This window comes from Pseudodonghicola flavimaris (assembly GCF_030164425.1).
GTDB lineage: Bacteria > Pseudomonadota > Alphaproteobacteria > Rhodobacterales > Rhodobacteraceae > Pseudodonghicola > Pseudodonghicola flavimaris.
Window position 1 is genome coordinate 66,003 of the sequence record NZ_JASNJD010000012.1, and the last position, 22,657, is coordinate 88,659.

A 22,657-nucleotide genomic window follows, 5' to 3' on the forward strand; every position below is an offset into this window, starting at 1 on the left:
ATAAAAGAGGACTTACCCCGTTCCCGCGCCCCGGTACAGAGAACAGAGACCAGACGGGAGGACCCAGAATGCGACCAGCGGGACGCGGCGAGCTCGATTCGCTCTATTTCACCTATCCGCATTTCCCTGCCCCGGTGCGGACCCCGGGGCCCGAGACGCGTCGCCCGGTGGTGATCGCCGGCGCCGGTCCGGTGGGGATGACGGCGGCGCTGACACTGGCGCAATATGGGATCCGCAGCCTGCTGCTGGACCGCAAGGACACCTTCAACGACGGCAGCCGCGCCATCTGCATCTCGCGGTCGAGCTATTACATCCTGGAGCGCCTGGGGGCGCTGCAGCCGTTTCTGGACAAGGCTCTGGGCTGGACCCGGGGGCGCAGCTTTTACCGCGGCCGGCAGATCCTGGAATTCGACATGCCGGATTCGGCGGATGAGAAGTTCCGTCCGATGTACAATCTGCAACAGCAGTATATCGAGGCCTTCCTGTGGCAGGCCGTCACCGCCAACCCGCTGATCGAGACCCGCTGGCAGAGCGAGGTGACCGGAATCTCGGAGGAGCCCCAGGGCGTCACCCTGACGGTCAGCGATCCCGGCGGCAGCTATGCCCTGCCCGCCCAATGGGTGCTGGCCGCCGACGGCGCCCGCAGTGCGATCCGGCAGATGCGCGGGCTGCGGCTGCAGGGAGAGAATTACGAGGGCCGCTATGTCATCGCCGACGTGCAGATGGCGCATGATTATCCCACCATCCGCCGGGCGCTGTTCGATCCGGTCAGCCGCCCCGGCGGCACCGTGCTGATCCACCGCCAGCCCGACAATATCTGGCGCATCGATTATCAGCTGCGCGACGACGAAAGCGCCGAAGAGGCGACCCGGGAAGAGAACGTGCGCGCCGCCGTCGCCGCGGTGCTGGCCGAGATCGGCCAGGACAGCCCCTGGCAGCTGGAATGGTGGAGCGTCTATTCCGCCAACACGCTGGCGCTGGAGGATTATCGCGACGGCCGGGTGATCTTTGTCGGCGACAGCGCCCATATCGTGCCGATCTTCGGCGTACGCGGGCTGAACAACGGGCTGGCGGATGCGCAGAACATCGGCTGGAAGCTGGCCTTCGTGCTGACCGGGCAGGCCGGAGAAGCGCTGATCGACAGCTATACGCCAGAGCGGCGCGGCGCCACGCTGGATGTCTTCGCCAATGCCGGCAAGAGCACCCGCTTCATGACCCCGCCCGATGCCGGCTGGCGGCTGATGCGCGATGCGGCACTGTCACTGGCACTGACCCGGTCCTCGGCCGGGCGGCTGGCCAATCCGCGGCAGATGACCCCCTATACCTATGCCGCAAGCCCGGCCACCGCTTCCGACGACCCGGCATTTTCCGATGGCCCGATCCCCGGCGCGCTGATGCCCGATGTGGCGCTGGAGACCGGCTTTCTCTCCGACCGGATGGGCCCGGGGTTCACCCTGCTGCGTTTCGGTGCCGGCGCGGCCGCCTGCGACGATCCCGCGCTCACCCTGGTCGATCTGCCCGCCGACGGCCCGGTGGGCCGGGCCTATGGCGCCCGGCCCGGCACCGCCTATCTGATCCGCCCGGATCTCCATATCGCCGGCCGCTGGCACCAGGCCGACGCGACAACCCTTTGCCAGACGCTGAACCGTCTGCTGGCCCGCACCGAGGAGACGACCGCATGACCGATGCCGATCTCGAACGCCTGTACGAGGCGATGGCCGAAACCCTCGGCACCCTGCCCCGGACCGACCACGCGCTCTATCTGGCGAAGCTGGCGCTGGCGCTGGCCGAAACCCTGGACGACACGCCCCAGGCGCTGGCGGTGATCGCCGAATGCCGCCAGGGGCTGCTGCCGGAGGGGGCGCCGGCCTGACCCGCCTGACCGGCCCGACCCGCTGCCCGTCATCCGGGACACGCACCGCAGGACTTGACCGGGGCGGGCAAATCCGGCTCTCTCAACCGATCGTGAAGGGAGTATTCCGATGCCGCTTGACCTCTGGCTGACCTTCGTCGCCGCCGCCACCGCGCTTTTGCTGATCCCGGGGCCCACCGTGCTGCTGGTGCTGAGCTATGCGCTGAGCAAGGGACGCGGCGTCGCCGTCGCCTCTGCCACCGGGGTGGCCCTGGGGGATTTCATCGCGATGACCGCCTCGCTGCTGGGGCTGGGAGCGCTGGTCATGGCCTCGGCGACGCTGTTCACCGTGCTGAAATGGATCGGTGCCGCCTATTTGCTGTGGATGGGCTGGAAGCTCTTCCGCAGCGCGCCGGCCAGCGGTATCCAGGCGCTGAGCCGGGTCAGCGACATCACCGCCCGCGGGGTCTTCCGCCATGCCGCCGCGGTCACCGCGCTGAACCCGAAGTCGATCGCCTTCTTCGTCGCCTTCGTGCCGCAGTTCCTGCGCCCGGAACTGCCGCTGTTGCCGCAATTCGCCATCCTGATCGCTACCTTCGTGACGCTGGCGGCGCTGAACGCGCTGGCCTATGCGCTGTTGGCCGACCGGCTGCGCCGCCTGATCGGCCGGCCGCGGGTGATCACCGGACTGACCCGCAGTGGCGGGCTGACGCTGATGGGTATGGGGCTGGCCACCGCCTTCCTGCGCCGCCCGGCCTGACCCCCTGCGTCCGGCCTGCCCTCTCCGCCCGGCCTGATCGGCGCCGGCAGGCGACGGCGCGCTCAGGACTTGTCGTGCTCTTTCATGAACTCGCGGATGAAGCGGCGGATTTCCCGCGCCGCGCTGGTGTCGAGCGCCTTGCACAGATCGACAAAGGCATCCCGTTCGCCCTTGTCCAAACGCAGCACCAACTGGCTGTCTTTCTTGCCTGCAGCCTTGCCGTCTTTCTTCGTCACGCGCGATCCGTCCCGGGAAGCCTTGAATTTTCGTATATGCAGTGTATATACATTGCATAGTACATCGGTCACACCGACGTAACAACAAAACGAAAGGAAAGGCAAATGCACCTCTATACCGCACAGGCGCTTCTGACCCGGGATCGACGGGATTGGACAAAACCGCACCTCAGCTGGCTGCCCGCCGCGCTCTACCGCAGCTTCCGCGAAGCCAAACGCTGAGCTTCGGGCCACGGCAGGGGGCGATCTGATCATTCAGGTCTCGCCCCCGGCCCGATCCGGCCGGAACCGCCCCATGCGGGGCTTGCATGCGCGGCGCCTATCGGCGACACCCGGCAGGTCACAATGTCAGCCGGAGCCCGCCAGATGCAGCAGACCAAACAGGTCCAGGACTACATCCGCACCATCGTCGATTTCCCGCATGAGGGGATCCTGTTTCGCGACGTGACCACGCTCTTCGCCGATCCACGCGGTTTTCGCATGGCCATCGACCAGATGCTGCACCCCTATGCCGGCGAACGCATCGACAAGGTCGTCGGGCTCGAAGCGCGCGGTTTCATCCTCGGCGGCGCCATCGCGCACCAGCTCTCGGTCGGCTTCGTGCCGATCCGCAAGAAGGGCAAGCTGCCCGGCCGCACCCTCAGCCAAGACTACAAGCTGGAATACGGCGAGGCGATCGTCGAAATCCACGACGATGCCATCGCCCCCGGTGAAAAGGTGCTGATCGTCGACGATCTTCTGGCCACGGGCGGCACCTGCGGCGCGGCGATCCAGCTGATCGAACGCCTGCAGGGCCAGATCGTCAGCTGCGCCTTCATCGTCGACCTGCCCGATCTCGGCGGCCGCAAGCGGCTGCAGGAGATGGGTATGAACGTCCACGCGCTCTGCAGCTTCGAAGGGCTCTGACCGCCCGCGCCCGGTCACCGCGCCTGTTTTTCCGGCGCCCCTTCGATCTGGCCCAAATATCCTCGGGGGGAAGCGGCCCCCGGGCCGCGAGGGGGCAGACAGCCCCCCTCCCCGGCCGGCCACCCGACGCCCCCCGTTCAAAAACCCGGCGGCAACCGGTTGCGCATCGCCGCGCGCCGGTCCAGCCGCTCGCCGTCGGTAATAAACGTACCGTCACCCACGGCATGCAGCAGCCGCGTCTCAGCGCGGGTCGGATCGGTCCAGGCGGCCTCCGCCTGCAGCACCAGGATGGTATAGGGCTCGATCATCTCGACCACGCGGCATTCGATATTGGCCAGCGCCTCGGCGATCAGCGGCGCCCGCACCCGCTCTGCCGGCCGGCGGGTCAGGCCGAAAGCCTCGAATTTGTCGGTGCTGCTGCCGGAACAGGTCCCGACCCCGATCACCTGGTCCAGCATGTCGACCGGCGGCAGCGCGATCACGCATTCCCGCGTCCGGCGCAGCGCACCGAAGGAATGGTTCCACGGGCCGGTGGTGATCGCCAGGGTGCCGGCGAAATCCAGAACCATGGTCCAGGTGATGGTCATCACATTGTCGCGCTGGCCGTCATTGGTGGTCACCAGAACCACCGGCCCAGATTCCATCAGCGTGAAAACCTTGCCCAGATCGTAGGGGGTCATACCGTTACTCCTGTTCACCACCGTTTCACCGCCGCCTGCGCCACACCCACCCCTTGACTCTCGCGACCAGCCGGTTCCCTTCTGAGGCGAAGATACAGGAGAGTCGATGCAACCTCAATTTGATCAGGAGCTCGAAGACCGTCTCACCCGCTATGCCGCGATCGACAGTCAGAGCGACGAGGACCGCCCGGGCGCACCCAGCACCGAAATCCAGCTCGACATGCTGCGCCTGCTGGAGACCGAGCTGAAGGAGATCGGCGCCGAGGACGTGGTGCTGACCGACTATGGCACCGTGCTCGCCACCATCCCCGGCACCCTGCCGGGGCCCACAGTCGGCTTTCTCGCCCATGTCGACACCGCGCCGCAATTCAACGCCACTGGCGTCAAGCCGCGGGTGATCAAGGGCTACAACGGCGGCGACATCAGCTTTCCCGACGATCCGGAGCTGCGGCTCTCGCCCGACACCTCTCCCTATCTGGCGGAAAAGCAGGGCCACGACCTGATCACCGCATCGGGCACCACGCTGCTGGGCGCCGACGACAAGGCCGGCGTCGCCATCATCATGACCGCCGCGCGCCACCTGCTCTCCGACCCGGAACGGAAACACGCCCCCCTGCGCATCGCCTTCACCCCGGACGAGGAGATCGGCCGCGGTGTCGCCGAGGCGCTGCCCAAGGATCTGGGGGCGGATTTCGCCTATACCTTCGATGGCGGCAAGGTCGGCGAAATCGAATACGAGACCTTCTCGGCCGATGCCGCCGAGGTCACCGTCACCGGCGTCTCCATCCACCCCGGTTTTGCCACCGGCAAGCTGGTCAATGCCATTCATCTCGCCTCCAAGATCATCGCGACGCTGCCGCAGGCGACGATGACGCCGGAGACGACCGAGGGCCGCGAAGGCTTCATCCATGCCACCGACATGACCGGCGGCGCCTCGGAAATGACGATCCGCTTCATCCTGCGGGATTTCGAACGCGAAGGGCTGGCCGCCAAGGGCCGGCTGCTGGAACAGGTCTGCGCCGCCGTGCAGGCGACGGAGCCGCGCGCCCGCATCGCCTGCACCATCCGCCCGCAATACCGCAACATGCGCTACTGGCTGGAACAGGACATGACGCCGGTCGAGCTGGCACAGCAGGCCTGTCGCAACATCGGCCTCGACCCGGTGTCGATCCCGATCCGCGGCGGCACAGATGGCTCGCGACTGACCGAAATGGGGGTGCCCTGCCCCAATCTCTTCACCGGCATGCAGAACATCCACGGGCCGCTGGAATGGATCTCGGTCCAGGACATGGCCCGGGCGACCGAGCTCTGCCTTGAACTGGTCCGCCTCGCCGCCGCCCCGGACTGAGCCGATGTCCCTGCGCACGGCCGCACCCGCAGACGCCTCCAGCCTCGCCGCCCTGTCGATCGAGGTCTGGCTCGGCACCTATCAGCGGCGCGGCGTCAACGGCTTCTTCGCCGACTACGCGCTGGCGGAGTTCACCACCGCGAAGATGGCAGCGTTGATCGCCGATCCCCGCCAAACCATGCTCGTCTCCGACAATGCGGAAGGCATCGGTGGTTTCGTTCGCGTCACTGCCGGGGCGCCGACCCCGGTGGCCGGCTGTTCGGACCGGGAAATCGCCACCCTCTCTACGTCCAGCCCCGCCACCACGGCAGGGGCCGCGGCAGGGCGCTGCTGGAGGCCGCATGTACCCGATGCCGCGATCAGGGCGCAGCCTCGGTCTGGCTGGCGACGAATTCGGAAAACACCCCGGCCCGGGCCTTCTACCGCGCCCGGGGATTCGGGGAAGTCGGCCAGACCCAGTTCCGCATTGCCGATCAGACCTATGAGAACACCGTCTATCGCTATGTCTTCGGGCCGGACGGAGGCTGACCCGCGTCCCCCCTCAGGACAAAAGAATATAGGCGAGCAGCAAGAAGACCGTGCTGACCGCGAGCGCCCTCAGATAGACTTTCAGGCTCCCGAGCCTGCCATAGGCGCCCCGATGGGATCGGATGCCCGCCCTGCAGGCCGCCAACACCCGCCGAACGCAGAGGCGCAGCCTGTCGTTCTCTTCACCGGACTTACGCATTCTCACCCCCTACGACATCTCCGAACCGCGGAAAAGGCGCCCACCCCAACGAAACGGGCGGCCCCGAGGGACCGCCCGCTGATCGTTGATTGAAGGTTCCCGGTAAGGGTCAGACCTTCTCCTGGGTGTATTTCTTCAGCTCGGTCCGGGCGACCTGACGGCGGTGCACCGCGTCGGGGCCATCGGCCAGGCGCAGGGTCCGCACATGGGTCCAGGCGGTCGCCAGCGGCGTGTCCTGCGACACGCCGGCGCCACCGAACATCTGCACCGCTTCGTCGATCACCTTCAGCGCGGTGCGCGGGGCGACCACCTTGATCTGGCTGATCCACGGCGCCGCGGCACGGGCATCGCCCTGATCCATGTACCAGGCCGCCTTCAGGCACAGCAGCCGGGCCATCTCGATCTCCATCCGGCATTCGGCGATGATGTCGTAGTTGGCGCCGAGCTGCGCCAGCTTCTTGCCGAAGGCCTCGCGATCCAGCGACCGTTTGCACATCCGCTCCAGCGCGATCTCCGCCTGACCGATGGCGCGCATGCAGTGGTGGATGCGGCCCGGCCCGAGGCGGCCCTGGGCGATCTCGAAGCCCTTGCCCTCGCCCACCAGCAGGTTCTCCGCCGGCACCCGCACATTGGTGAAGCGGATATGCATGTGGCCGTGCGGCGCATCGTCATGGCCGTAGACTTCCATCGCGCGCAGGATCTCGATCCCCGGGGTTGCCGCCGGCACCACGATCATCGAATGGCGCTGGTGCTTCGGCGCGTCCTCGCCACCGGTCTTCACCATGGTGATATAGACCTGGCAGCGCGGATCGCCGGCGCCGGAGGACCACCACTTCTCCCCGTTCAGGATGTAGTCGTCGCCATCGCGCACGCAGGACATCGACACGTTGGTGGCGTCCGAGCTGGCCACGTCCGGCTCCGTCATCAGATAAGCGGATCGAATCTTGCCCTCCAGCAGCGGCTTCAGCCATTCTTCCTTCATCGCCTCGGTGCCGTAGCGCTCCAGCACCTCCATGTTGCCGGTGTCCGGCGCGGAGCAGTTGAACACTTCCGCCCCCAGCGGCGTCTTGCCCATCTCCTCGGCGAAATAGGCATATTCCACCGTCGACAGACCAAAGCCCTTGTCGCTGTCGGTCAGCCAGAAGTTCCAAAGCCCCTCCGCCTTGGCCTTGGCCTTCAGCCCCTCCAGGATCTCCGCCTGACGCGCAGTATAGACCCAGCGATCCTCCTTGCCGATCTCCTGCTGGTACTCCTCCTCCAGCGGCATCACCTCGTTGCGGATCATGTCGCGGACCCGCGCGAGGAGCTTGGCGTTCTCCTCACGGATGGTGAATGACATGTTCATTACGGCTCTCCCTCCCGTTTGACCGACCGGGCACTCCCGATCCTCTCATCGCGGGTGAGACTGCGCGGCAACGCGGCAAATGTCCAGCGCATCGGAGCAAGATTTTCACCCGCATCCCCTGAAAATCGCTGAGTTTTTCCCAAAATCCCCAAGCCTTCGGCAAGCCGCGAAACATGCGGAAGGGAATTTCGCCAAGCAAAACAATAACTCAGATCGTCTGACGATCTCAGGAGGACACGCGATATCTGGGATGAAATTTTCCCCTCCCGCGCGCCTCTGTCCGGCCCAAAACCGCCTCTGCCGCCAGCCGCCCGAGGAACGGGGCGAGAATCACCCCCGGATGCGCCACCGCGAGAAAGAGCCCGGGATGGTCCGGCACCGGTCCCAGCATCGGCCGGCCATCGCCGGTGACCGGCCGCTGCCCGACCTGAGGCGCCGCCAGGGTCACCTCTGTCGCGAACTCCCGGCTGAGCGCCGCTGCCGCCGCCCGCGCCAGCGCCGGCAGCCCGGCCTCCCCCTCGGGGGGAAACCACTCGGCCAGAACGATCCGGGCGCCGGAGACCGATCGCAGTTCGAAGTCCGGGCCGCACAGGATGCGGCCGCTGCCCCTGAGCCGTGCCCGCCCCTCGATCAGCACCGCCGGAGACCGGCCGACATCCAGGCCGGGCAAGAGATCTGTCACCGCCGCCCCATTGGCCAGAACCACCGCATCGCCCGTCACCCGGGTCCCATCCGCAAGGAGCGCGATGCCCGGTTCCAGGGCGACGACCCGCGCCTCGCAACGCAGCGCGACACCGGGCGCATCGGCCAGGACCGCCCGTGCCAGCGCCGGCGGCTCGCTGGCCACATCCTGCGGGAACCAGGCCGCCAGCTCCGGCGGCCGATGCAGCCCGGGCTCCAGCGCCGCCACCGCCGCGCGATCCAACGCCTCGACCCGATTGCCCTGCTTGCGGTGCCAGTCGATCACTCTCTGGGTGTCCCGGGGATCCGCACGCCAGACCAGCGCCCCCTGCCCCGACAGCGGATAGCGGGTGCCGAGCGCGGCACGCCAGCGGGCGTGCTCCCCGATCGCCCGAAGCCGCAGGGCAAACAGCTCCGGATCGTCCTCAGGTCCCTGCGCGCCGAGCCCGACCCAGCCGAAGGCGCGGGCGGTCACGCCGGCCGCCGGCGACGCCCCGGCCTCGAGCACCTCGACCGCGGCACCCGCCTGCGCCAGATGCCAGGCCACCGAAGCGCCGACGATACCTGCCCCGACGACGATAACGCGCACCGCCCCCCCCTTTCTTCTCTGCCCAAATACTCCCGCCGGAGGCACCGCCCGCCAGGGCGGTCCCACCTTCCCCCGCCCCCGCCAGGGGTCCAAAATATCGAAGGGCGGGCCCGAAAGCCCGCCCCCCGCGTCGGTCCGCTTATTCCGCCGCCTCGGCATAGGCCTCCATCGGCGGACAGGAGCAGATCAGGTTGCGGTCGCCCCAGACATTGTCCACCCGGTTGACCGGCGGCCAGTATTTGTCGACCCGGAAGGCGCCGGGCGGGAAGCAGCCCTGTTCGCGGCTGTAGGGGCGGTCCCAGTCACGCACCAGGTCCTCCATCGTGTGGGGCGCATGTTTCAGCGGGTTGTTCTCCGCATCCATCCGCCCCTCCTCGATCGCCCGGATCTCCTCGCGGATCGCCAGCATCGCATCGCAGAACCGGTCCAGCTCGGCCTTGGTCTCGCTCTCGGTCGGCTCTACCATCAGGGTGCCGGCGACCGGAAAGCTCATGGTCGGGGCGTGAAAGCCGCAGTCGATCAGCCGCTTGGCGATGTCGTCCACCGTCACCCCGGCGCTATCGGCAAAGGGGCGGGTGTCGATGATGCATTCATGCGCCACCCGGCCCCGCCCGCCGCGATAGAGCACCTCATAGGCCCCGGACAGCCGCGCCGCGATATAGTTGGCGTTCAGGATCGCCACCCGGGTCGCCTGGGTCAGCCCCTCGCCGCCCATCATCAGGCAATAGGCCCAGCTGATCGGCAGGATCGAGGGCGAGCCATAGGGCGCCCCCGATACCGGCCCTTCCTGGCCGCCGGTCTGCGGATGCCCCGGCAGGAAGGGCAGCAGATGCGCCTTCACCCCGATCGGCCCCATGCCGGGGCCGCCACCGCCATGCGGGATGCAAAAGGTCTTGTGCAGGTTCAGGTGGCTGACATCGCCGCCCAGATCGCCCGGCCGCGACAGGCCTACCATCGCATTCATGTTGGCCCCGTCGATATAGACCTGGCCGCCCTGGGCATGGGTGATCTCGCAGATCTCGCGCACCGTCTCCTCGAACACCCCGTGGGTCGAGGGGTAGGTGATCATGCAGGCCGCAAGCGTGCCGGCATGTTTCTCCGCCTTGGCGCGGAAATCCTCCACATCGATATCGCCATTGGCCGCAGTCTTCACCGGCACCACCTTCCAGCCGACCATCTGCGCGCTGGCCGGGTTGGTGCCATGGGCGCTCACCGGGATCAGGCAGGTCTTGCGGGTGCTGTCGCCGCGCGACCGATGCCAGGCGTCGATGGTCAGAAGCCCGGCGTATTCCCCCTGCGCGCCAGAATTCGGCTGCAGCGAAAACCCGGCATAGCCGGTGATCTGGCACAGCGTCTCGCTCAGATCGTGGATCAGCTCGGCATAGCCCTCGGCCTGATCCGCCGGCACGAAAGGATGCAGATCGGCGAACTCCGGCCAGGAGATCGGCATCATCTCCGCCGCCGCGTTCAGCTTCATCGTGCAGGAGCCGAGCGGGATCATCGCCCGGTCCAGCGCCAGATCGCGATCCGCCAGACGCCGCATATAGCGCATCATCTCGGTCTCGGCCCGGTTCATGTGAAAGATCGGGTGATCCATGTAGCCGCTTTCGCGGATCAGCCCCTCCGGCAGGACATAGCCCACCTCGGCGCCACCGGCCTCCCGGCTGACGCCGAAGGCCCGCCAGACCGCCTCCAGCGTCGCCGGCCGTGTCGCCTCGTCCAGCGAGATCCCCACCTTGGTGGTGCCGACGCGGCGCAGGTTCAGCCCCTCGCGCACCGCCGCCTGCAGCACCCCGCGCTGGAACAGGCCAACCTCGACGGTGATGGTGTCGAAGAAGCACTCCGGCTCCACCGCGAAGCCCGCAGCCCGCAGCCCCTCGGCCAGTTCGGCGGTCTTCAGATGGATTCGCTGCGCGATCGCGCGCAGCCCGTCGGGACCGTGGAACACCGCATACATCGAGGCCATGACCGCCAGCAGCGCCTGGGCGGTACAAACGTTCGAGGTCGCCTTCTCGCGGCGGATATGCTGTTCGCGGGTCTGCAGCGCCAGCCGGTAGGCACGATTGCCCAGGCTGTCGACGCTGACCCCCACCAGCCGGCCCGGCATCGCCCGGGCATGGGCCTGCTTGGTCGCCATATAGGCCGCATGCGGCCCCCCGTAGCCCATCGGCACGCCGAACCGCTGGGCGCTGCCCACGGCGATATCGGCCCCCATAGCGCCCGGCTCCTTCAGCAGGGTCAGCGCCATCGGATCGGCCGCGACGATGGCCACCGCGCCGGCCTCATGCAGTGCCGCGATCGGCACGGTGAAATCCCGCACATGCCCGTAGGTGCCGGGGTACTGGAACAGCGCCCCGAAGACCGCCCCCGGCTCCAGCGCCTCCGGCGCCGCCACGATCACCTCGATCCCCAGCGGCCGCGCCCGGGTCTGCACCACGGCGATATTCTGCGGATGGCAGTTCTCATCGACGAAGAAGGCGCCGGCCTTGGATTTGGAAATCCGCCGCGCCATGGTCATCGCCTCGGCGCAGGCGGTGGCCTCGTCCAGGAGCGAGGCATTGGCGATCTCCAGACCGGTCAGATCGCTGATCATGGTCTGGAAGTTCAGCAGCGCCTCCAGCCGGCCCTGGCTGATCTCCGGCTGATAGGGGGTATAGGCGGTGTACCAGGCCGGATTCTCCAGGATGTTGCGCTGGATCGCCGGCGGCGTGATGGTGCCGTAATAGCCCTGCCCGATCAGCGAGGTCAGAACCTTGTTCTTCTCCGCCACGGCCCGCATGTGCCAGAGCAGCTCGCGCTCCGACTTCGGCGCCCCGAGGTCGAGCGCCGCCGCCTGGCGGATACCCTCGGGCACGGTCTCGGCGATCAGCGCGTCGAGACTGTCGACACCGACGGTGGCCAGCATCTCCTCCATCTCCGCGGGCGAAGGCCCGATATGGCGCCGGTTGGCGAAATCGTAAGGCTGATAATCGGTGGGCGTGTAAGTCATGGCATCATCCCTGTGGAGGGCGCGACGCCCCCCGTTGTCTCGCATGAACCGGGCACGATGACCTCCGCCCCCGGGCTTCTTCTCTGTCCAAATACTCCCGCCGGAGGCTCCCGCAGGGCGGGCGGCTCCCCCGGCCCGGGCAGCGTCTCACCGGTCGGGCCGGCGCTGACCCGATCCCTGCGCCCGCCCAAAAGGAGGACGCATCCCCACATAGCCCCGGGGCCATCGCCCGGCCGGCGCTGATGCGAGGCGGAGCAAACCCCGCTCTGGCGGCACATTTTGCTGCCCGATCGTGTCCCGGGCGCGCTTTCCCGGGGCTTCCGCCCGTTCGGCGCTGGAAACGATCCGCCGGATCGTTTCCCTGGCGCGCCTTACCCCACGAAGGTCTTGTAGGCGGCTTCGTCCATGTAATCGTCCATCGGCGACAAGTCCGAGGGCTTGATCTTGAAGAACCAGGCCTCGCCCTCCGGGTCCTCGTTGACCAGCCCCGGGTTGTCCACGATGGCGGTATTGACCTCGACGATCTCGCCATCCAGCGGCGCCAGGATGTCGGAGGCGGCCTTGACGCTCTCGATCACCACCACCTCGTCTTCCTTCGACACTTCGGTGCCCGGCTCCGGCAGCTCGACGAAAACCACATCGCCCAGCTGCTCGGCGGCATGGGCAGTGATGCCGACGGTGATCAGATCGCCCTCGGGCAGGAGCCATTCGTGTTCTTCGGTGTATTTCATCTGGGAGTTCCCTCTTGGACTGGTCTTAGCGTTTGAAATTGGCGGCAACGAAGGGCAGCGCCGCAACGGCGACCGGCAGGCGTTTGCCCCGCACCTCGCCGAAAAGCCGGGTGCCCGGCGCGGCCAGACCGGCCGGCACATAGCCCATGGCAACCGGGCCACCGACCGTGGGGCCGAACCCGCCGGAGGTGACCTGACCGATCGCCGTGCCGCCTTCGGCCTCGGCAAACAGCGGAACGCCCTCGCGCATCGGCGCGCGCCCTTCCGGCCTGAGCCCGACCCGCTTGCGCGCCGGCCCCTCGGCCAGCTGCGCCAGCACCGCCGCCGCTCCCGGAAATCCGCCGGCCCGGGCGCCACCGGCGCGGCGCACCTTCTGGATCGCCCAGCTCAGCGCCGCCTCCCCCGGCAGGGTGCCGGTGTCGATATCGTGACCGTAGAGGCAGAGCCCGGCCTCCAGTCGCAGCGAATCCCGCGCGCCGAGCCCGATGGGGGCCACCGAGTCATGCGCCAGAAGCCGCCGCGCCAGCGCCTCGGCCCTGGCCGCCGGCACCGAGATCTCGAAGCCGTCTTCACCGGTATAGCCGGAGCGCGACACCCAGGCCTCGATCCCGTCGAGCTCCAGCGTGCGGACATCCATGAAACGCATCCCCGCCGCCTCCGGGGCGAATTCGGTCAGAACGCTTTCCGCCGCCGGCCCCTGCAGCGCCAGCAGCGCGCGATCGGTGATCTCCTCCACGCGCACCGCGGGCTCCAGCGCCGCCTTCAGATGGGCGATATCGGCGGCCTTGCAGGCGGCGTTGACCACAAGAAACAGGTGATCGCCGCGATTGGCAAACATCAGATCGTCGAGAATGCCCCCCGCCTCGTTCAGAAACAGCCCGTAGCGCTGCCGCCCCTCGGCCAGCCCGAGAACATCCATCGGGATCAGCGCCTCGAGCGCCGCCGCCGCGGCGGCGTAATCGGCCGCGCGCAGGATCACCTGCCCCATATGGCTGACATCGAACAGCCCGGCGCGGGCGCGTGTATGATTATGCTCGGCCATGATGCCGGCGGGGTATTGCACCGGCATCTCATAGCCGGCGAAGGGGACCATCTTGCCCCCGAGTTCCACATGCAGATCGAAAAGCGGCGTGCGCTGCAGCTCCGTCATCGGCCCGTCCCTGTTGTCGACCGGGGCGTCTCAGACGAAATCCACCGGCATCCCATAGTCGGCAGGCCGCGGCCTGCCATGCGATGCCCCCTCTGTCCTTTGGCCTGAGATCGTTATCCCTTCGGCGGGCGCGCAAACGCCACTCTCCAGAGTTCTATCCGAGCGTACGGTCCTGTCGCCTGAGAGTTTCCGGGGCGGTTGCTCCTTCGGCACCGGTCCTAGGCCCGGTTCTCCCACACGCTCGGCTTCGACGTTAACGACAAGCCCGATGCCGCACAAGAGGCAAAAAGCGTCGATTTCCGACCTCCCCCGGCCCGTTTCGGCCCATTTCAACGCGATGCCCGCGAATTCAGCGTAACGGTACGAAATCTGCACCGGTCCAGTACCAGATCTGTTCACAGCTGTCGGTGCCATAAAGATTGCGGCAGACTGGCAGCCGGGCCGAGAGCGCGACACCGTCATTGCCGTTGGTCAGGGGCTGCAACCGCATCGACGGCGCATAGACGCTGACCGGCTTGCCGCGGAGCGGATAGAGCGCGCTGACATAGATGCTGACCAGACATTGCGACATGCCGCAGAAGGGCGACAGCGCGCTGCCCGGGCAGCGCACCGCGGCCCAGTTCAGAATCACGTCCTCGACCCCGTCGCCGTCGATCTGGGCCGGGGTGATCGCCCCCGGGCGCAGCGTGGCGGGACCGCGACAGCCCCGCGCGGTTTCCGCCACTGCCATCTGGCGCATCGCCGGGCGCGGCGCCGGCATCGCCCCGCCGCCGGCCGTTGCCGCCCCGGGCCAGGGCTTGCCGATGGCGGCGAACATGCTCTGGCAATAGCCCGCAAGCCGGCTCAGCCCGGCGCCGAACCCCTGCGAGGAAAGCGCCGCCCGCCCGCCCCGGTGGCGCAGTTCGAACCCCGGGGCGGCGGCAATCGCGGCCAGCGACGGATCGCCGGCCGGCAGATCGATCTGCCAGGTCGAGAACAGCTCGTTCCAGCGCAGCCCGCGCAGGCGAAAGCCGGTCTGCCCGCCCACCACGATCATCACATCGTCGCGCTGCTCCGCCTCCTGCCGCGGCGGCCCGATGGTGCGGTCGCTGATATAGACCCGAAAGGCGCCGGCAGGGGTGATGTCAGGCTCCATATTGCCGGTGGCGAGCCCCGAGAGGCCGCGCGGCGAACGTTCGCCACAGACCAGCGCCATCCCCGGCCCGCCCATCGGCGCCAGCGTGGCACTGAAATAGGACCCGTCGTCGAACTGCGACACTGTCCAGTCCTGATCGGCCGGTTGCGCCGCAGAGACCGCTGCCAGCCCCAGCAGGATCATCGCCGCAACCGCCGCCCGCCGGCCCCCTGCCCGTCGCATCGCCGCTCTTCCTTTCCCGGTTCCGCCATCAGCTTACGGACAGGGTCGGGGCAGTCAACGCCTGCCCGGCGGCCCCGCGGGGGCTTCACAGCCCGGCCGATATCTGCTGAAATCACCCGGCCGCGCGGCGCCCGCCCCTTCTGGCCGGCTGGCGCGCTGCCGTTGTACACCCAAAGACCATCGGGAGGTCCCGTGATGAAGACCCTGCTGTTGTCCGCCACCCTCGCCCTCGGCCTGCTCGGGCTGGCGCCTGCGGGCCATGCCGCCGGCAAGCTGGAGGTCAAGATCGTCACCGTCATGGGCCGCAACTGGTCGGTCGCCCCCGATCCGGAGAAGCCCGGCTATTGGCGGGCGATGCGCGACTGGAACAACTTCGATCCCTTCGGCTCTCCGGCGCGGCTGCGGACCGTGCAGGCCATGGCCGCCTTCAAGGCCGCGACCGGCTGCACCGCGATCTACAGCAGCATGTATCAGACCATTGCCGGCGATGTGCTGACCCAGCTGAGCTGCCCGGCCGGCGACTGACGCGCCGCCGGCACGATTACCCCCCGGCGCGACATCGGGCGGGATTGAGGTCGGTCAACCTTCCTGCCATAGCTGCGCCATGAAAGTGGCGATCAACGGATTCGGACGGATCGGCCGCAGCATTCTGCGCCAGATCCTGACATTGCCCCGGGGGACCGGGATCGAGGTGGTGCAGATCAACGATATCGCACCGCCCGAGACCTGCGCCTATCTGTTCCAATACGACAGCACCTTCGGCCCCTTCCCCGGAACGGTGGATTATGCCGATGGCTGCCTGTCCGCAGGCGGCCGCCGGATCCCGCTGTCGCATGAACCCGATATCCGGGCGGTGGACCTGACCGGTGTCGACGTCCTACTGGACTGCACCGGCATCGCCCGCACCACCGATCTGGCCCATCGCGGCATCGAGGCCGGCGCCGCCAAGGTGCTGATCTCCGGCCCGTCGCCGGCGGCAGAGAAAACCATCGTGCTCGGCGCCAACGAGGACACGCTCGGCGATGCACAGATGGTGTCCAACGCCTCCTGCACCACCAACGCGCTGGCGCCGCTGCTGAAGGTGGTCGATCAGATCGCCGGGGTCGAGCGCGGTCATATGACGACGATCCACTGCTATACCAGCAGCCAGCCGATGGTCGACGCGCCGCGCGGCGATCTGGCGCGCAGCCGCGCCGGCGCCCTATCCATGGTGCCCACCACCACCAGCGCGATGAAGCTGATCGACGTGGTCCTGCCCGAACTGGCCGGGCGGGTCAGCGGCGCCGCGGTGCGGGTGCCGACGGCCAGCGTCTCCGCCGTCGATCTGGTGGTACAGCTGGGCCGCGACATGACCGAGGACAGCCTGAATGCCGCGCTGAAGGCGGCGGCCGAGGCCAGCCCGGTGCTGGGCTGGATCGATCAGCCGCTGGTCTCCTCAGACCTGCGCGCGCGCTGCGACTCGCTGGTGATCGCGCTGCCGGAAACCCGGATGATCGGCCCGCGCCAGGCCCGCATCTTCGGCTGGTACGACAACGAGTGGGGATTCTCCGCCCGCATGCTCGATATCGCCGAGCGGATGACGCCGCCCGCCTGATCCCGCGCGCCGCCCCGGGAACGGCCAGATTTCCGTTGCGGAAATCTCCCATCCAACTGCCTGCGCAGACAGCGAAAATCGGCCGACCCGCAATCGGCTGTGGGATTCGTCGCCGTTTGCCATTCCACCCCCAACATCTGGCATGCTACTCACAGGGGGCGGAGGCGGTCGGAGCGGTAACGTGGCGACCCCGAAACGCCCGCCGCACGACCAAAGCGGGAGCTGTGTGATGAGTTCTTTGGGCCGTAAATTCGCCCTTCGGCGCGGGATGACTGCGCTCTGCGCCGGCGCCTGGCTCGCCTGTGCCGCCGGCAATGCCCAGGCCCTCGACAGCAGCCTGACCGCCACAGGCGCCTCCGAGGACCTGCAGGACAGCCTCAAGACCGCCTCCGCGGTGATGTCCGCCGGTGACCGCGGGCTCGACAACGTGCAGGAGCTGATCGCCGCCGCCCAGGCCGATTACCAGACGCTGGTGCAGGTGCTCTATGACCGGGGCTATTTCAGCCCGGTGATCCATATCCGCGTCGATGGCCGCGAGGCCGCCTATATCGACCCGCTGGCGCTGCCCTCCCGCATCGACAGGATCGCAATCGAGGTGGCGCCCGGCCCGCAGTTCCGCTTCGGCACCGCCGAGATCGCGCCGCTGGCCGAGAACACCGCGATGCCGGAGGCCTTCGCCCCGGGCGCGCCCGCCAGCACCGGCGCGATCCGCGATGCCACCGCCGCCGGGGTGCAGGGCTGGCGCGATGCCGGCTATGCCAAGGCGACCATCGACAGCCAGCGCATCACCGCCAACCACGCCGCCGCCCGGCTGGATGCCCAGGTCCGGCTGCGCCCGGGCCAGAAGCTGCGCTTCGGCAAGCTGATCGTCGCCGGCAATTCCGACGTGCGCGAGGAAGCGGTGCAGCGCATCGCCGGCCTGCCCACCGGCGAGACCTATTCGCCCGAGACGCTGCAGACGGTGAACACCCGGCTGCGGCGCACCGGCACCTTTTCGACCGTCACCCTGCACGAGGCCGAGACCGCCAATCCCGACGGTACGCTGGATGTGACCACCACGCTGGAGGACATGCCGAAACGGCGCATCTCCTTCGGGGTGGAAATGTCGTCGAATGCCGGGCTCGACCTCAGCATGGCCTGGATGCACCGCAACCTGTTCCACGGCGCCGAACGGCTCAGGATCGAATCCTCGATCGGCAATATCGGCGGGTCGGAGGATATCGAGGGGCGCCTCGGGATCCGCCTCGACCGGCCGGACCGGCTGGGACCGGACGACAGCATCTTCTACACCTTCGACATCGAACAACTTGAGCGCGAACATTATTCGGTCTCGCGCACCAGCCTGGGGATCGGCGCCCGGCGCGTGTTCTCGCCCGATCTGGTGGGCGAGGTCGCGGTGGTGGGCATGTATGCCAATGCCGATGACGCCTTCGGCGACGGCCGCGATTTCGAATATCTGGGGCTGCCGATCACCCTGGAGTGGGACAAGCGCGACAACCCGGTCAATGCCCGCGGCGGCCATCTGCTGCGACTTGAGACGATGCCCTTCTTCGGGCTCTCCGGCAGCAAGTCCGGCGGCAGGCTTATGGCCGATGCCCGCGCCTATCGCAGCTTCGGCGCCACCGGGCGGCTGACGCTGGCCGGCCGGCTGCAGCTCGGCTCGGTGGTGGGCCCGGCCCAGAGCGAGGTCTCCCCCGATCTGCTGTTCTTCTCCGGCGGCGCCGGCACCGTGCGCGGCCAGCCCTATGACTCGCTCGGCATCGACGTCGGCGGCAAGACCGCCGGCGGCCGCTCTTTCCTCGGCGCCTCGGTCGAGCTGCGCGGCCAGATCACCGACAAGATCTCGGCCGTCGGCTTCTTGGACTATGGCGCGGTCGACGCCTCCTCCTTCATCGGCAGCGATACCGCCAGCCACTCCGGCGCCGGGCTCGGGGTGCGCTACGATCTCGGCGGCTTCGGCCCGGTCCGCTTCGATCTGGCCTATCCGGTAGGCGGCGACACCGGCGAGGGGCTGCAATATTACATCGGCATCGGACAGGCATTTTGAGCGTGAAACGGCATCTGGTTCTGGTCACCCTGGTGACCCTGACGGTCTCCGCCCCGGTCTTCGCCCCGGCGCAGGAAAAAAGCGGCAAGGACGCCAGCGAATCCGGCGGCCTGCTGGTCGGCTTTCTGGAAAACACCCTCTCGGGCGACGATCGCAAGATCAGCGTGACGGGGCTGGAGGGCGCCTTCAGCTCGCGCGCCACCATCCAGGAAATCCGGGTGGCCGACGACAAGGGCGTCTGGCTGACGGTGCGCGGCGCGGTGCTGGACTGGAACCGGCTGGCGCTGGTGCGCGGGCGGTTCTCGGTCAACGCGCTGACCGCCGATGAGATCATCGTCGAACGCGCGCCGGTGGCCAGTGCCGCAACCGATCTGCCCGCCCCCGAGGCGACGCCCTTCTCGCTGCCCGACCTGCCGGTGTCGATCGAAGTCGGCGAGCTCGGCGTCGACAAGCTCGATCTGGGCGCGGAGCTGCTTGGCATGGCGGCCGAGCTCAAGCTCGGCGGCAAGCTGACGCTGGCCGATGGCGCGCTGGATACCGACCTGGCGGTGACCCGGCTGGACCGGCCCGGCGACGCGGTCAGCCTGATGGCGCAGTTTTCCAACCAGACCCGGCATATCGGGCTGGACCTGAAACTGGTCGAGGATGCCGGCGGCCTGGTGTCGAGCCTGCTGAACATGCCCGACAAGCCGCCGCTGCTGCTGACCGCCAAGGGCGACGGGGTGGTCAGCGATTTCACCGCCGATCTGGCGCTGGTGACCGGCGATGCCGAACGGCTGGGCGGCCAGGTCCGGCTGAGCGGTCTGGAACCCGCCGCCGGGGCCGATCCCGCCGCCGCCACCGGCATCGGCTTCGCCGCCGATCTGGCCGGCGATGTCACCCCGATGCTGCCCCTTGATTACCGCGAATTCTTCGGCACCGATACCCGCCTGACGCTGCGCGGCCAGAACGACCCCGACGGCCGGGTCGAGATCAGCCAGCTGGACCTGAGCTCGGACGCGCTGCGCCTGACCGGCACCCTGGCGCTGGCCGCCGGCGGCGAGATCGACGCGCTGCAGATGCAGGGCGGCATCACGCCCCCCTCCGGCGACGAGGTGCTGCTGCCGCTCAGCGGGGCGCGCACCACCCTGGGCATGGCCGATTTCGCCATGGCCTTCGACCGCGCCGACGGCGACGGCTGGGACCTGCGGCTGAGCGCCGACCGGCTGACACAGCCCGACCTCAGCCTGTCGCATGCCGCCCTGACCGGCACCGGCACCCTGGATCAGAGCGCCGGCTTCGCCATCCGGGGCGATATCCAAGCCGCGCTCTCCGGGCTGGCGCTGGCCGATGCGGCGCAGCAGCGCGCCATCGGCTCCGACATCACCCTCGATGGCGAGATCGCCCGCGATGCCGGCGGCGCCTTCGAGTTCAACGGATTCGAACTGAAGGGCGACGATTACAACGCGACGCTGACCGGCACGCTGTCGGGCTTCGACAGCGGGCTGGAGATGGACGGCACCCTGCGGCTGGGCGCCGCCGATCTGGCGCGGTTCTCCGATCTCGCGGGGCAGTCCCTCGGCGGGGCCGTCACCGCCGAGCTTTCCGGCAAGGGGGCGCCGCTGAACGGCACCTTCGATCTGGCGCTGAACATGCGGGCCCAGGATCTCTCCGCCGGGATCGACCAGCTCGACCCGCTGATCGCCGGCCCCTCCACCCTGACACTGGCGCTGGCGCGGGGTGGCGACGGCATCACCCTGCATCAGTTCGAGCTGGACGGTCAGGCGCTGAGCGCCTCCGCCGCCGGCACGCTGAAAACCCACGACAGCGCGCTGACCCTCTCTGCCGCGCTGGACGATCTGGCACGGCTGACGCCCGATATCTCCGGCCCGCTGACGCTGACCGGCGATCTGAAACAGACCGGCACGCTCTGGAACGGCGATATCGCCCTGAAGGGCCCTGACAGCTCGCATGCGGATCTCTCCGGCTCCTTCGATCCGAACGGCGAATCCGATGTGACCTTCGATGCCCGGCTCGACCGGCTGGAACGGTTCGTGCCGCAGATTTCCGGCCCGCTCACCGCCCGGGGACGGGCACAGAGCAAGGCGGGCATCTGGCAGGGCGATGTGGCGCTGGCCGGCCCTGACAGTTCCCAGGCCAAGCTGAGCGGCAGCTTCGATCCCTCCGGCGATGCCGATCTGACCTTCGATGCCGCGCTCGACCGGCTGGAACGGTTCCTGCCCGAGCTTGTCGGCCGGCTGGCCGCCAAGGGCACCGCCCGGCGCCAGAGCGGGGTCTGGACCATCGACGCCCGGGCCAGCGGCCCCTCCGACATCGCCACCACCGTGGCCGGCACCTTCGATGAGGCTGCCGGCACCGCCGATATCACCGCCAGGGGCACCCTGCGGCTGGAAGGCGCCAACCCCTTCCTCAAGCCCAATTCGGTCGCCGGCGGCGCCAATTTCGATCTCGCGCTGAAAGGCCCCCCCTCGGTCGAGGCGCTGAGCGGCACCATCTCCACCTCCGGCACGCGGATGGCGATCCCCTCGGCGGCGCAGACCATCGAGGATATCGCCGCCACCATCACCATCGGCGCCGCCCGCGCCAATCTGGCGATGACCGGTTCTCTCGGCGCCGGTGGCGGGTTCCGGGTCAGCGGCCCGGTGTCGCTGAATGCGCCCTTTGACGGCAGCATCGGCATCGACCTGCAGAACCTGATCCTGACCGACAACCAGAGCGTGACCTCCTCCGCCAACGGCCGGCTGCTGCTGGCCGGACCGCTGACCGCCGGCCCGACGCTCTCCGGCCAGGTCGAGTTCGGCGAGACCGAGATCAACCTGACCGCCGTCTCCGGCAGCGCCGCCGCCGCCCCCATCCCCGAGGGCATCCGCCATATCGGCGAACCCGCCGCCGTGCGCGCCACCCGCGACCGGGCCGGCCTGATCCAGTCCGCCGATGCCGGCAGCGGTGGCGGCAGCGCGCCGATCGGGCTCGACATCGCGCTGCTGGCACATAACAAGGTCTTCGCCCGCGGCTTCGGGGTTCAGGCCGAGCTGGGCGGCGACCTGCGCATCCGCGGCACCACCTCGGCAATCGAACCCTCCGGCCAGATCTCCCTGGTGCGCGGGACGCTCGACCTGCTGGGCCGGCGGCTGAAGTTGACCAAGGGCGAGGTCTCGCTGCAGGGCGATCTTCAGCCCTATGTCGATTTTGCCTCCACCACCACGACCGAGGACGGCAAGGCCACCATCGAGATCGCCGGCCCGATGAGCGGTCCCAAGATCAGCGTGACCGCCGACCCCGACCGCCCGGCGGAAGAAGCGCTGGCGATGCTGGTCTTCGGCACCCGGGTGTCGGATCTGTCGCCCTTCATGATCGCCAAGATGGCCGCCTCTCTCGCCACTCTGGGCCGCTCCGGCGGGGTCACCGACAAGATGCGCGGAGCCACCGGCATCAGCACCCTGGATGTCGGCACCGATGCCAGCGGCGCCGGGCAGGTCGGCGCTGGCGCCTATCTGTCGGACAACGTCTATACCGACGTGACGATCAACACCAAGGGCGACACCGAGGTGAACCTGAACCTCGATCTGACGGATGCGATCACCGTCAAGGGCAGCGTCGACAATGCCGGTTCCACCGGGGTCGGCCTGTTCTTCGAAAAGGACTACTGAGGCGCGCTGCTGTTC

18 protein-coding genes and 1 riboswitch are annotated in these 22,657 nt (G+C 68.3%); of the genes, 10 read left to right on the forward strand and 8 right to left on the reverse strand.

Features of this window, described 5'->3' with window-relative positions; all coding sequences use genetic code 11:
* Positions 1-68 precede the first annotated feature (68 nt).
* From QO033_RS15815 to QO033_RS15825, 3 genes are all read left to right on the forward strand, one after another.
* Positions 69-1,682, forward strand: coding sequence for an FAD-dependent monooxygenase (locus QO033_RS15815; protein ID WP_284481953.1), 1,614 nt, complete (start codon positions 69-71; stop codon positions 1,680-1,682).
* Positions 1,679-1,873 (forward strand): hypothetical protein, encoded by a 195-nt coding sequence (locus QO033_RS15820; protein WP_284481954.1) that lies wholly within the window; start codon positions 1,679-1,681, stop codon positions 1,871-1,873. The genes QO033_RS15815 and QO033_RS15820 overlap by 4 nt, the downstream gene beginning before the upstream one ends.
* Before the next feature lie 109 nt (positions 1,874-1,982).
* Complete coding sequence (locus QO033_RS15825; protein ID WP_284481955.1) at positions 1,983-2,612, forward strand: LysE family translocator; 630 nt, start codon at positions 1,983-1,985, stop codon at positions 2,610-2,612.
* A gap of 62 nt (positions 2,613-2,674) precedes the next feature.
* On the opposite strand, the gene QO033_RS15830 is transcribed toward QO033_RS15825, so the two are convergent.
* Positions 2,675-2,848 carry a hypothetical protein gene (locus tag QO033_RS15830; RefSeq protein ID WP_284481956.1) on the reverse strand — a complete coding sequence of 58 codons (174 nt, stop codon included), beginning with the start codon at positions 2,846-2,848 and terminating at the stop codon, positions 2,675-2,677.
* 366 nt (positions 2,849-3,214) lie between these two features.
* Between QO033_RS15830 and QO033_RS15835 the strand changes: the two genes are divergently transcribed.
* Positions 3,215-3,754, forward strand: a complete 540-nt coding sequence (locus QO033_RS15835) for an adenine phosphoribosyltransferase (RefSeq protein ID WP_284481957.1) — start codon at positions 3,215-3,217, stop codon at positions 3,752-3,754.
* Between the two features lie 137 nt (positions 3,755-3,891).
* On the opposite strand, the gene QO033_RS15840 is transcribed toward QO033_RS15835, so the two are convergent.
* Positions 3,892-4,434 carry a flavin reductase family protein gene (locus QO033_RS15840; protein WP_284481958.1) on the reverse strand — a complete coding sequence of 181 codons (543 nt, stop codon included), beginning with the start codon at positions 4,432-4,434 and terminating at the stop codon, positions 3,892-3,894.
* Positions 4,435-4,540: 106 nt separating this feature from the next.
* On the opposite strand from QO033_RS15840, the gene pepT reads away from it, so the two are divergent.
* On the forward strand, positions 4,541-5,782 hold the full coding sequence (gene pepT / locus QO033_RS15845; RefSeq protein WP_284481959.1) for a peptidase T: 1,242 nt from the start codon (positions 4,541-4,543) through the stop codon (positions 5,780-5,782).
* 330 nt (positions 5,783-6,112) lie between these two features.
* Positions 6,113-6,310, forward strand: a complete 198-nt coding sequence (locus QO033_RS25265; RefSeq protein WP_321170048.1) for a GNAT family N-acetyltransferase — start codon at positions 6,113-6,115, stop codon at positions 6,308-6,310.
* Between the two features lie 308 nt (positions 6,311-6,618).
* Here QO033_RS25265 and QO033_RS15855 read toward each other — a convergent pair whose 3' ends face one another.
* From QO033_RS15855 to QO033_RS15880, 6 genes are all read right to left on the reverse strand, one after another.
* On the reverse strand, positions 6,619-7,854 hold the full coding sequence (locus tag QO033_RS15855) for an acyl-CoA dehydrogenase family protein (RefSeq protein WP_284481960.1): 1,236 nt from the start codon (positions 7,852-7,854) through the stop codon (positions 6,619-6,621).
* Between the two features lie 226 nt (positions 7,855-8,080).
* The gene (locus tag QO033_RS15860) at positions 8,081-9,124 is read right to left on the reverse strand and encodes an NAD(P)/FAD-dependent oxidoreductase (protein WP_284481961.1); all 1,044 of its coding nucleotides are present in this window, start codon (positions 9,122-9,124) and stop codon (positions 8,081-8,083) included.
* A gap of 139 nt (positions 9,125-9,263) precedes the next feature.
* Positions 9,264-12,113: an aminomethyl-transferring glycine dehydrogenase gene (gene gcvP / locus QO033_RS15865; protein ID WP_284481962.1), complete on the reverse strand. Its 2,850-nt coding sequence runs from the start codon at positions 12,111-12,113 to the stop codon at positions 9,264-9,266.
* Positions 12,114-12,484: 371 nt separating this feature from the next.
* Complete coding sequence (gene gcvH, locus QO033_RS15870) at positions 12,485-12,844, reverse strand: glycine cleavage system protein GcvH (RefSeq protein ID WP_284481963.1); 360 nt, start codon at positions 12,842-12,844, stop codon at positions 12,485-12,487.
* A 25-nt stretch (positions 12,845-12,869) separates the two neighbouring features.
* Positions 12,870-13,994 (reverse strand): glycine cleavage system aminomethyltransferase GcvT, encoded by a 1,125-nt coding sequence (gene gcvT / locus QO033_RS15875; RefSeq protein WP_284481964.1) that lies wholly within the window; start codon positions 13,992-13,994, stop codon positions 12,870-12,872.
* A 157-nt stretch (positions 13,995-14,151) separates the two neighbouring features.
* Positions 14,152-14,240, reverse strand: a riboswitch (glycine riboswitch).
* A 103-nt stretch (positions 14,241-14,343) separates the two neighbouring features.
* Positions 14,344-15,351: a hypothetical protein gene (locus QO033_RS15880; RefSeq protein WP_284481965.1), complete on the reverse strand. Its 1,008-nt coding sequence runs from the start codon at positions 15,349-15,351 to the stop codon at positions 14,344-14,346.
* A gap of 195 nt (positions 15,352-15,546) precedes the next feature.
* On the opposite strand from QO033_RS15880, the gene QO033_RS15885 reads away from it, so the two are divergent.
* The 4 genes from QO033_RS15885 to QO033_RS15900 all read left to right on the forward strand — a co-directional run bounded on the left by QO033_RS15885 (position 15,547) and on the right by QO033_RS15900 (position 22,642).
* On the forward strand, positions 15,547-15,876 hold the full coding sequence (locus QO033_RS15885; protein WP_284481966.1) for a hypothetical protein: 330 nt from the start codon (positions 15,547-15,549) through the stop codon (positions 15,874-15,876).
* 79 nt (positions 15,877-15,955) lie between these two features.
* Complete coding sequence (locus tag QO033_RS15890) at positions 15,956-16,945, forward strand: type I glyceraldehyde-3-phosphate dehydrogenase (RefSeq protein ID WP_284481967.1); 990 nt, start codon at positions 15,956-15,958, stop codon at positions 16,943-16,945.
* 229 nt (positions 16,946-17,174) lie between these two features.
* Positions 17,175-18,992, forward strand: a complete 1,818-nt coding sequence (locus QO033_RS15895) for an autotransporter assembly complex protein TamA (protein WP_284481968.1) — start codon at positions 17,175-17,177, stop codon at positions 18,990-18,992.
* Positions 18,993-18,994: 2 nt separating this feature from the next.
* Positions 18,995-22,642, forward strand: coding sequence for a translocation/assembly module TamB domain-containing protein (locus QO033_RS15900; protein ID WP_284481969.1), 3,648 nt, complete (start codon positions 18,995-18,997; stop codon positions 22,640-22,642).
* Positions 22,643-22,657 lie beyond the last annotated feature (15 nt).

Bases quoted from the DNA above. Each gene is read 5' to 3' on its own strand.
- QO033_RS15815 (WP_284481953.1), top strand. From the start codon at position 69: ATGCGACCAGCGGGACGCGGCGAGCTCGATTCGCTCTATTTCACCTAT.
- QO033_RS15820 (WP_284481954.1), top strand. From the start codon at position 1,679: ATGACCGATGCCGATCTCGAACGCCTGTACGAGGCGATGGCCGAAACC.
- QO033_RS15825 (WP_284481955.1), top strand. From the start codon at position 1,983: ATGCCGCTTGACCTCTGGCTGACCTTCGTCGCCGCCGCCACCGCGCTT.
- QO033_RS15835 (WP_284481957.1), top strand. From the start codon at position 3,215: ATGCAGCAGACCAAACAGGTCCAGGACTACATCCGCACCATCGTCGAT.
- QO033_RS15840 (WP_284481958.1), bottom strand. From the start codon at position 4,434: ATGACCCCCTACGATCTGGGCAAGGTTTTCACGCTGATGGAATCTGGG.
- pepT (WP_284481959.1), top strand. From the start codon at position 4,541: ATGCAACCTCAATTTGATCAGGAGCTCGAAGACCGTCTCACCCGCTAT.
- QO033_RS15855 (WP_284481960.1), bottom strand. From the start codon at position 7,854: ATGAACATGTCATTCACCATCCGTGAGGAGAACGCCAAGCTCCTCGCG.
- gcvP (WP_284481962.1), bottom strand. From the start codon at position 12,113: ATGACTTACACGCCCACCGATTATCAGCCTTACGATTTCGCCAACCGG.
- gcvH (WP_284481963.1), bottom strand. From the start codon at position 12,844: ATGAAATACACCGAAGAACACGAATGGCTCCTGCCCGAGGGCGATCTG.
- gcvT (WP_284481964.1), bottom strand. From the start codon at position 13,994: ATGACGGAGCTGCAGCGCACGCCGCTTTTCGATCTGCATGTGGAACTC.
- QO033_RS15880 (WP_284481965.1), bottom strand. From the start codon at position 15,351: ATGCGACGGGCAGGGGGCCGGCGGGCGGCGGTTGCGGCGATGATCCTG.
- QO033_RS15885 (WP_284481966.1), top strand. From the start codon at position 15,547: ATGAAGACCCTGCTGTTGTCCGCCACCCTCGCCCTCGGCCTGCTCGGG.
- QO033_RS15890 (WP_284481967.1), top strand. From the start codon at position 15,956: ATGAAAGTGGCGATCAACGGATTCGGACGGATCGGCCGCAGCATTCTG.
- QO033_RS15895 (WP_284481968.1), top strand. From the start codon at position 17,175: ATGAGTTCTTTGGGCCGTAAATTCGCCCTTCGGCGCGGGATGACTGCG.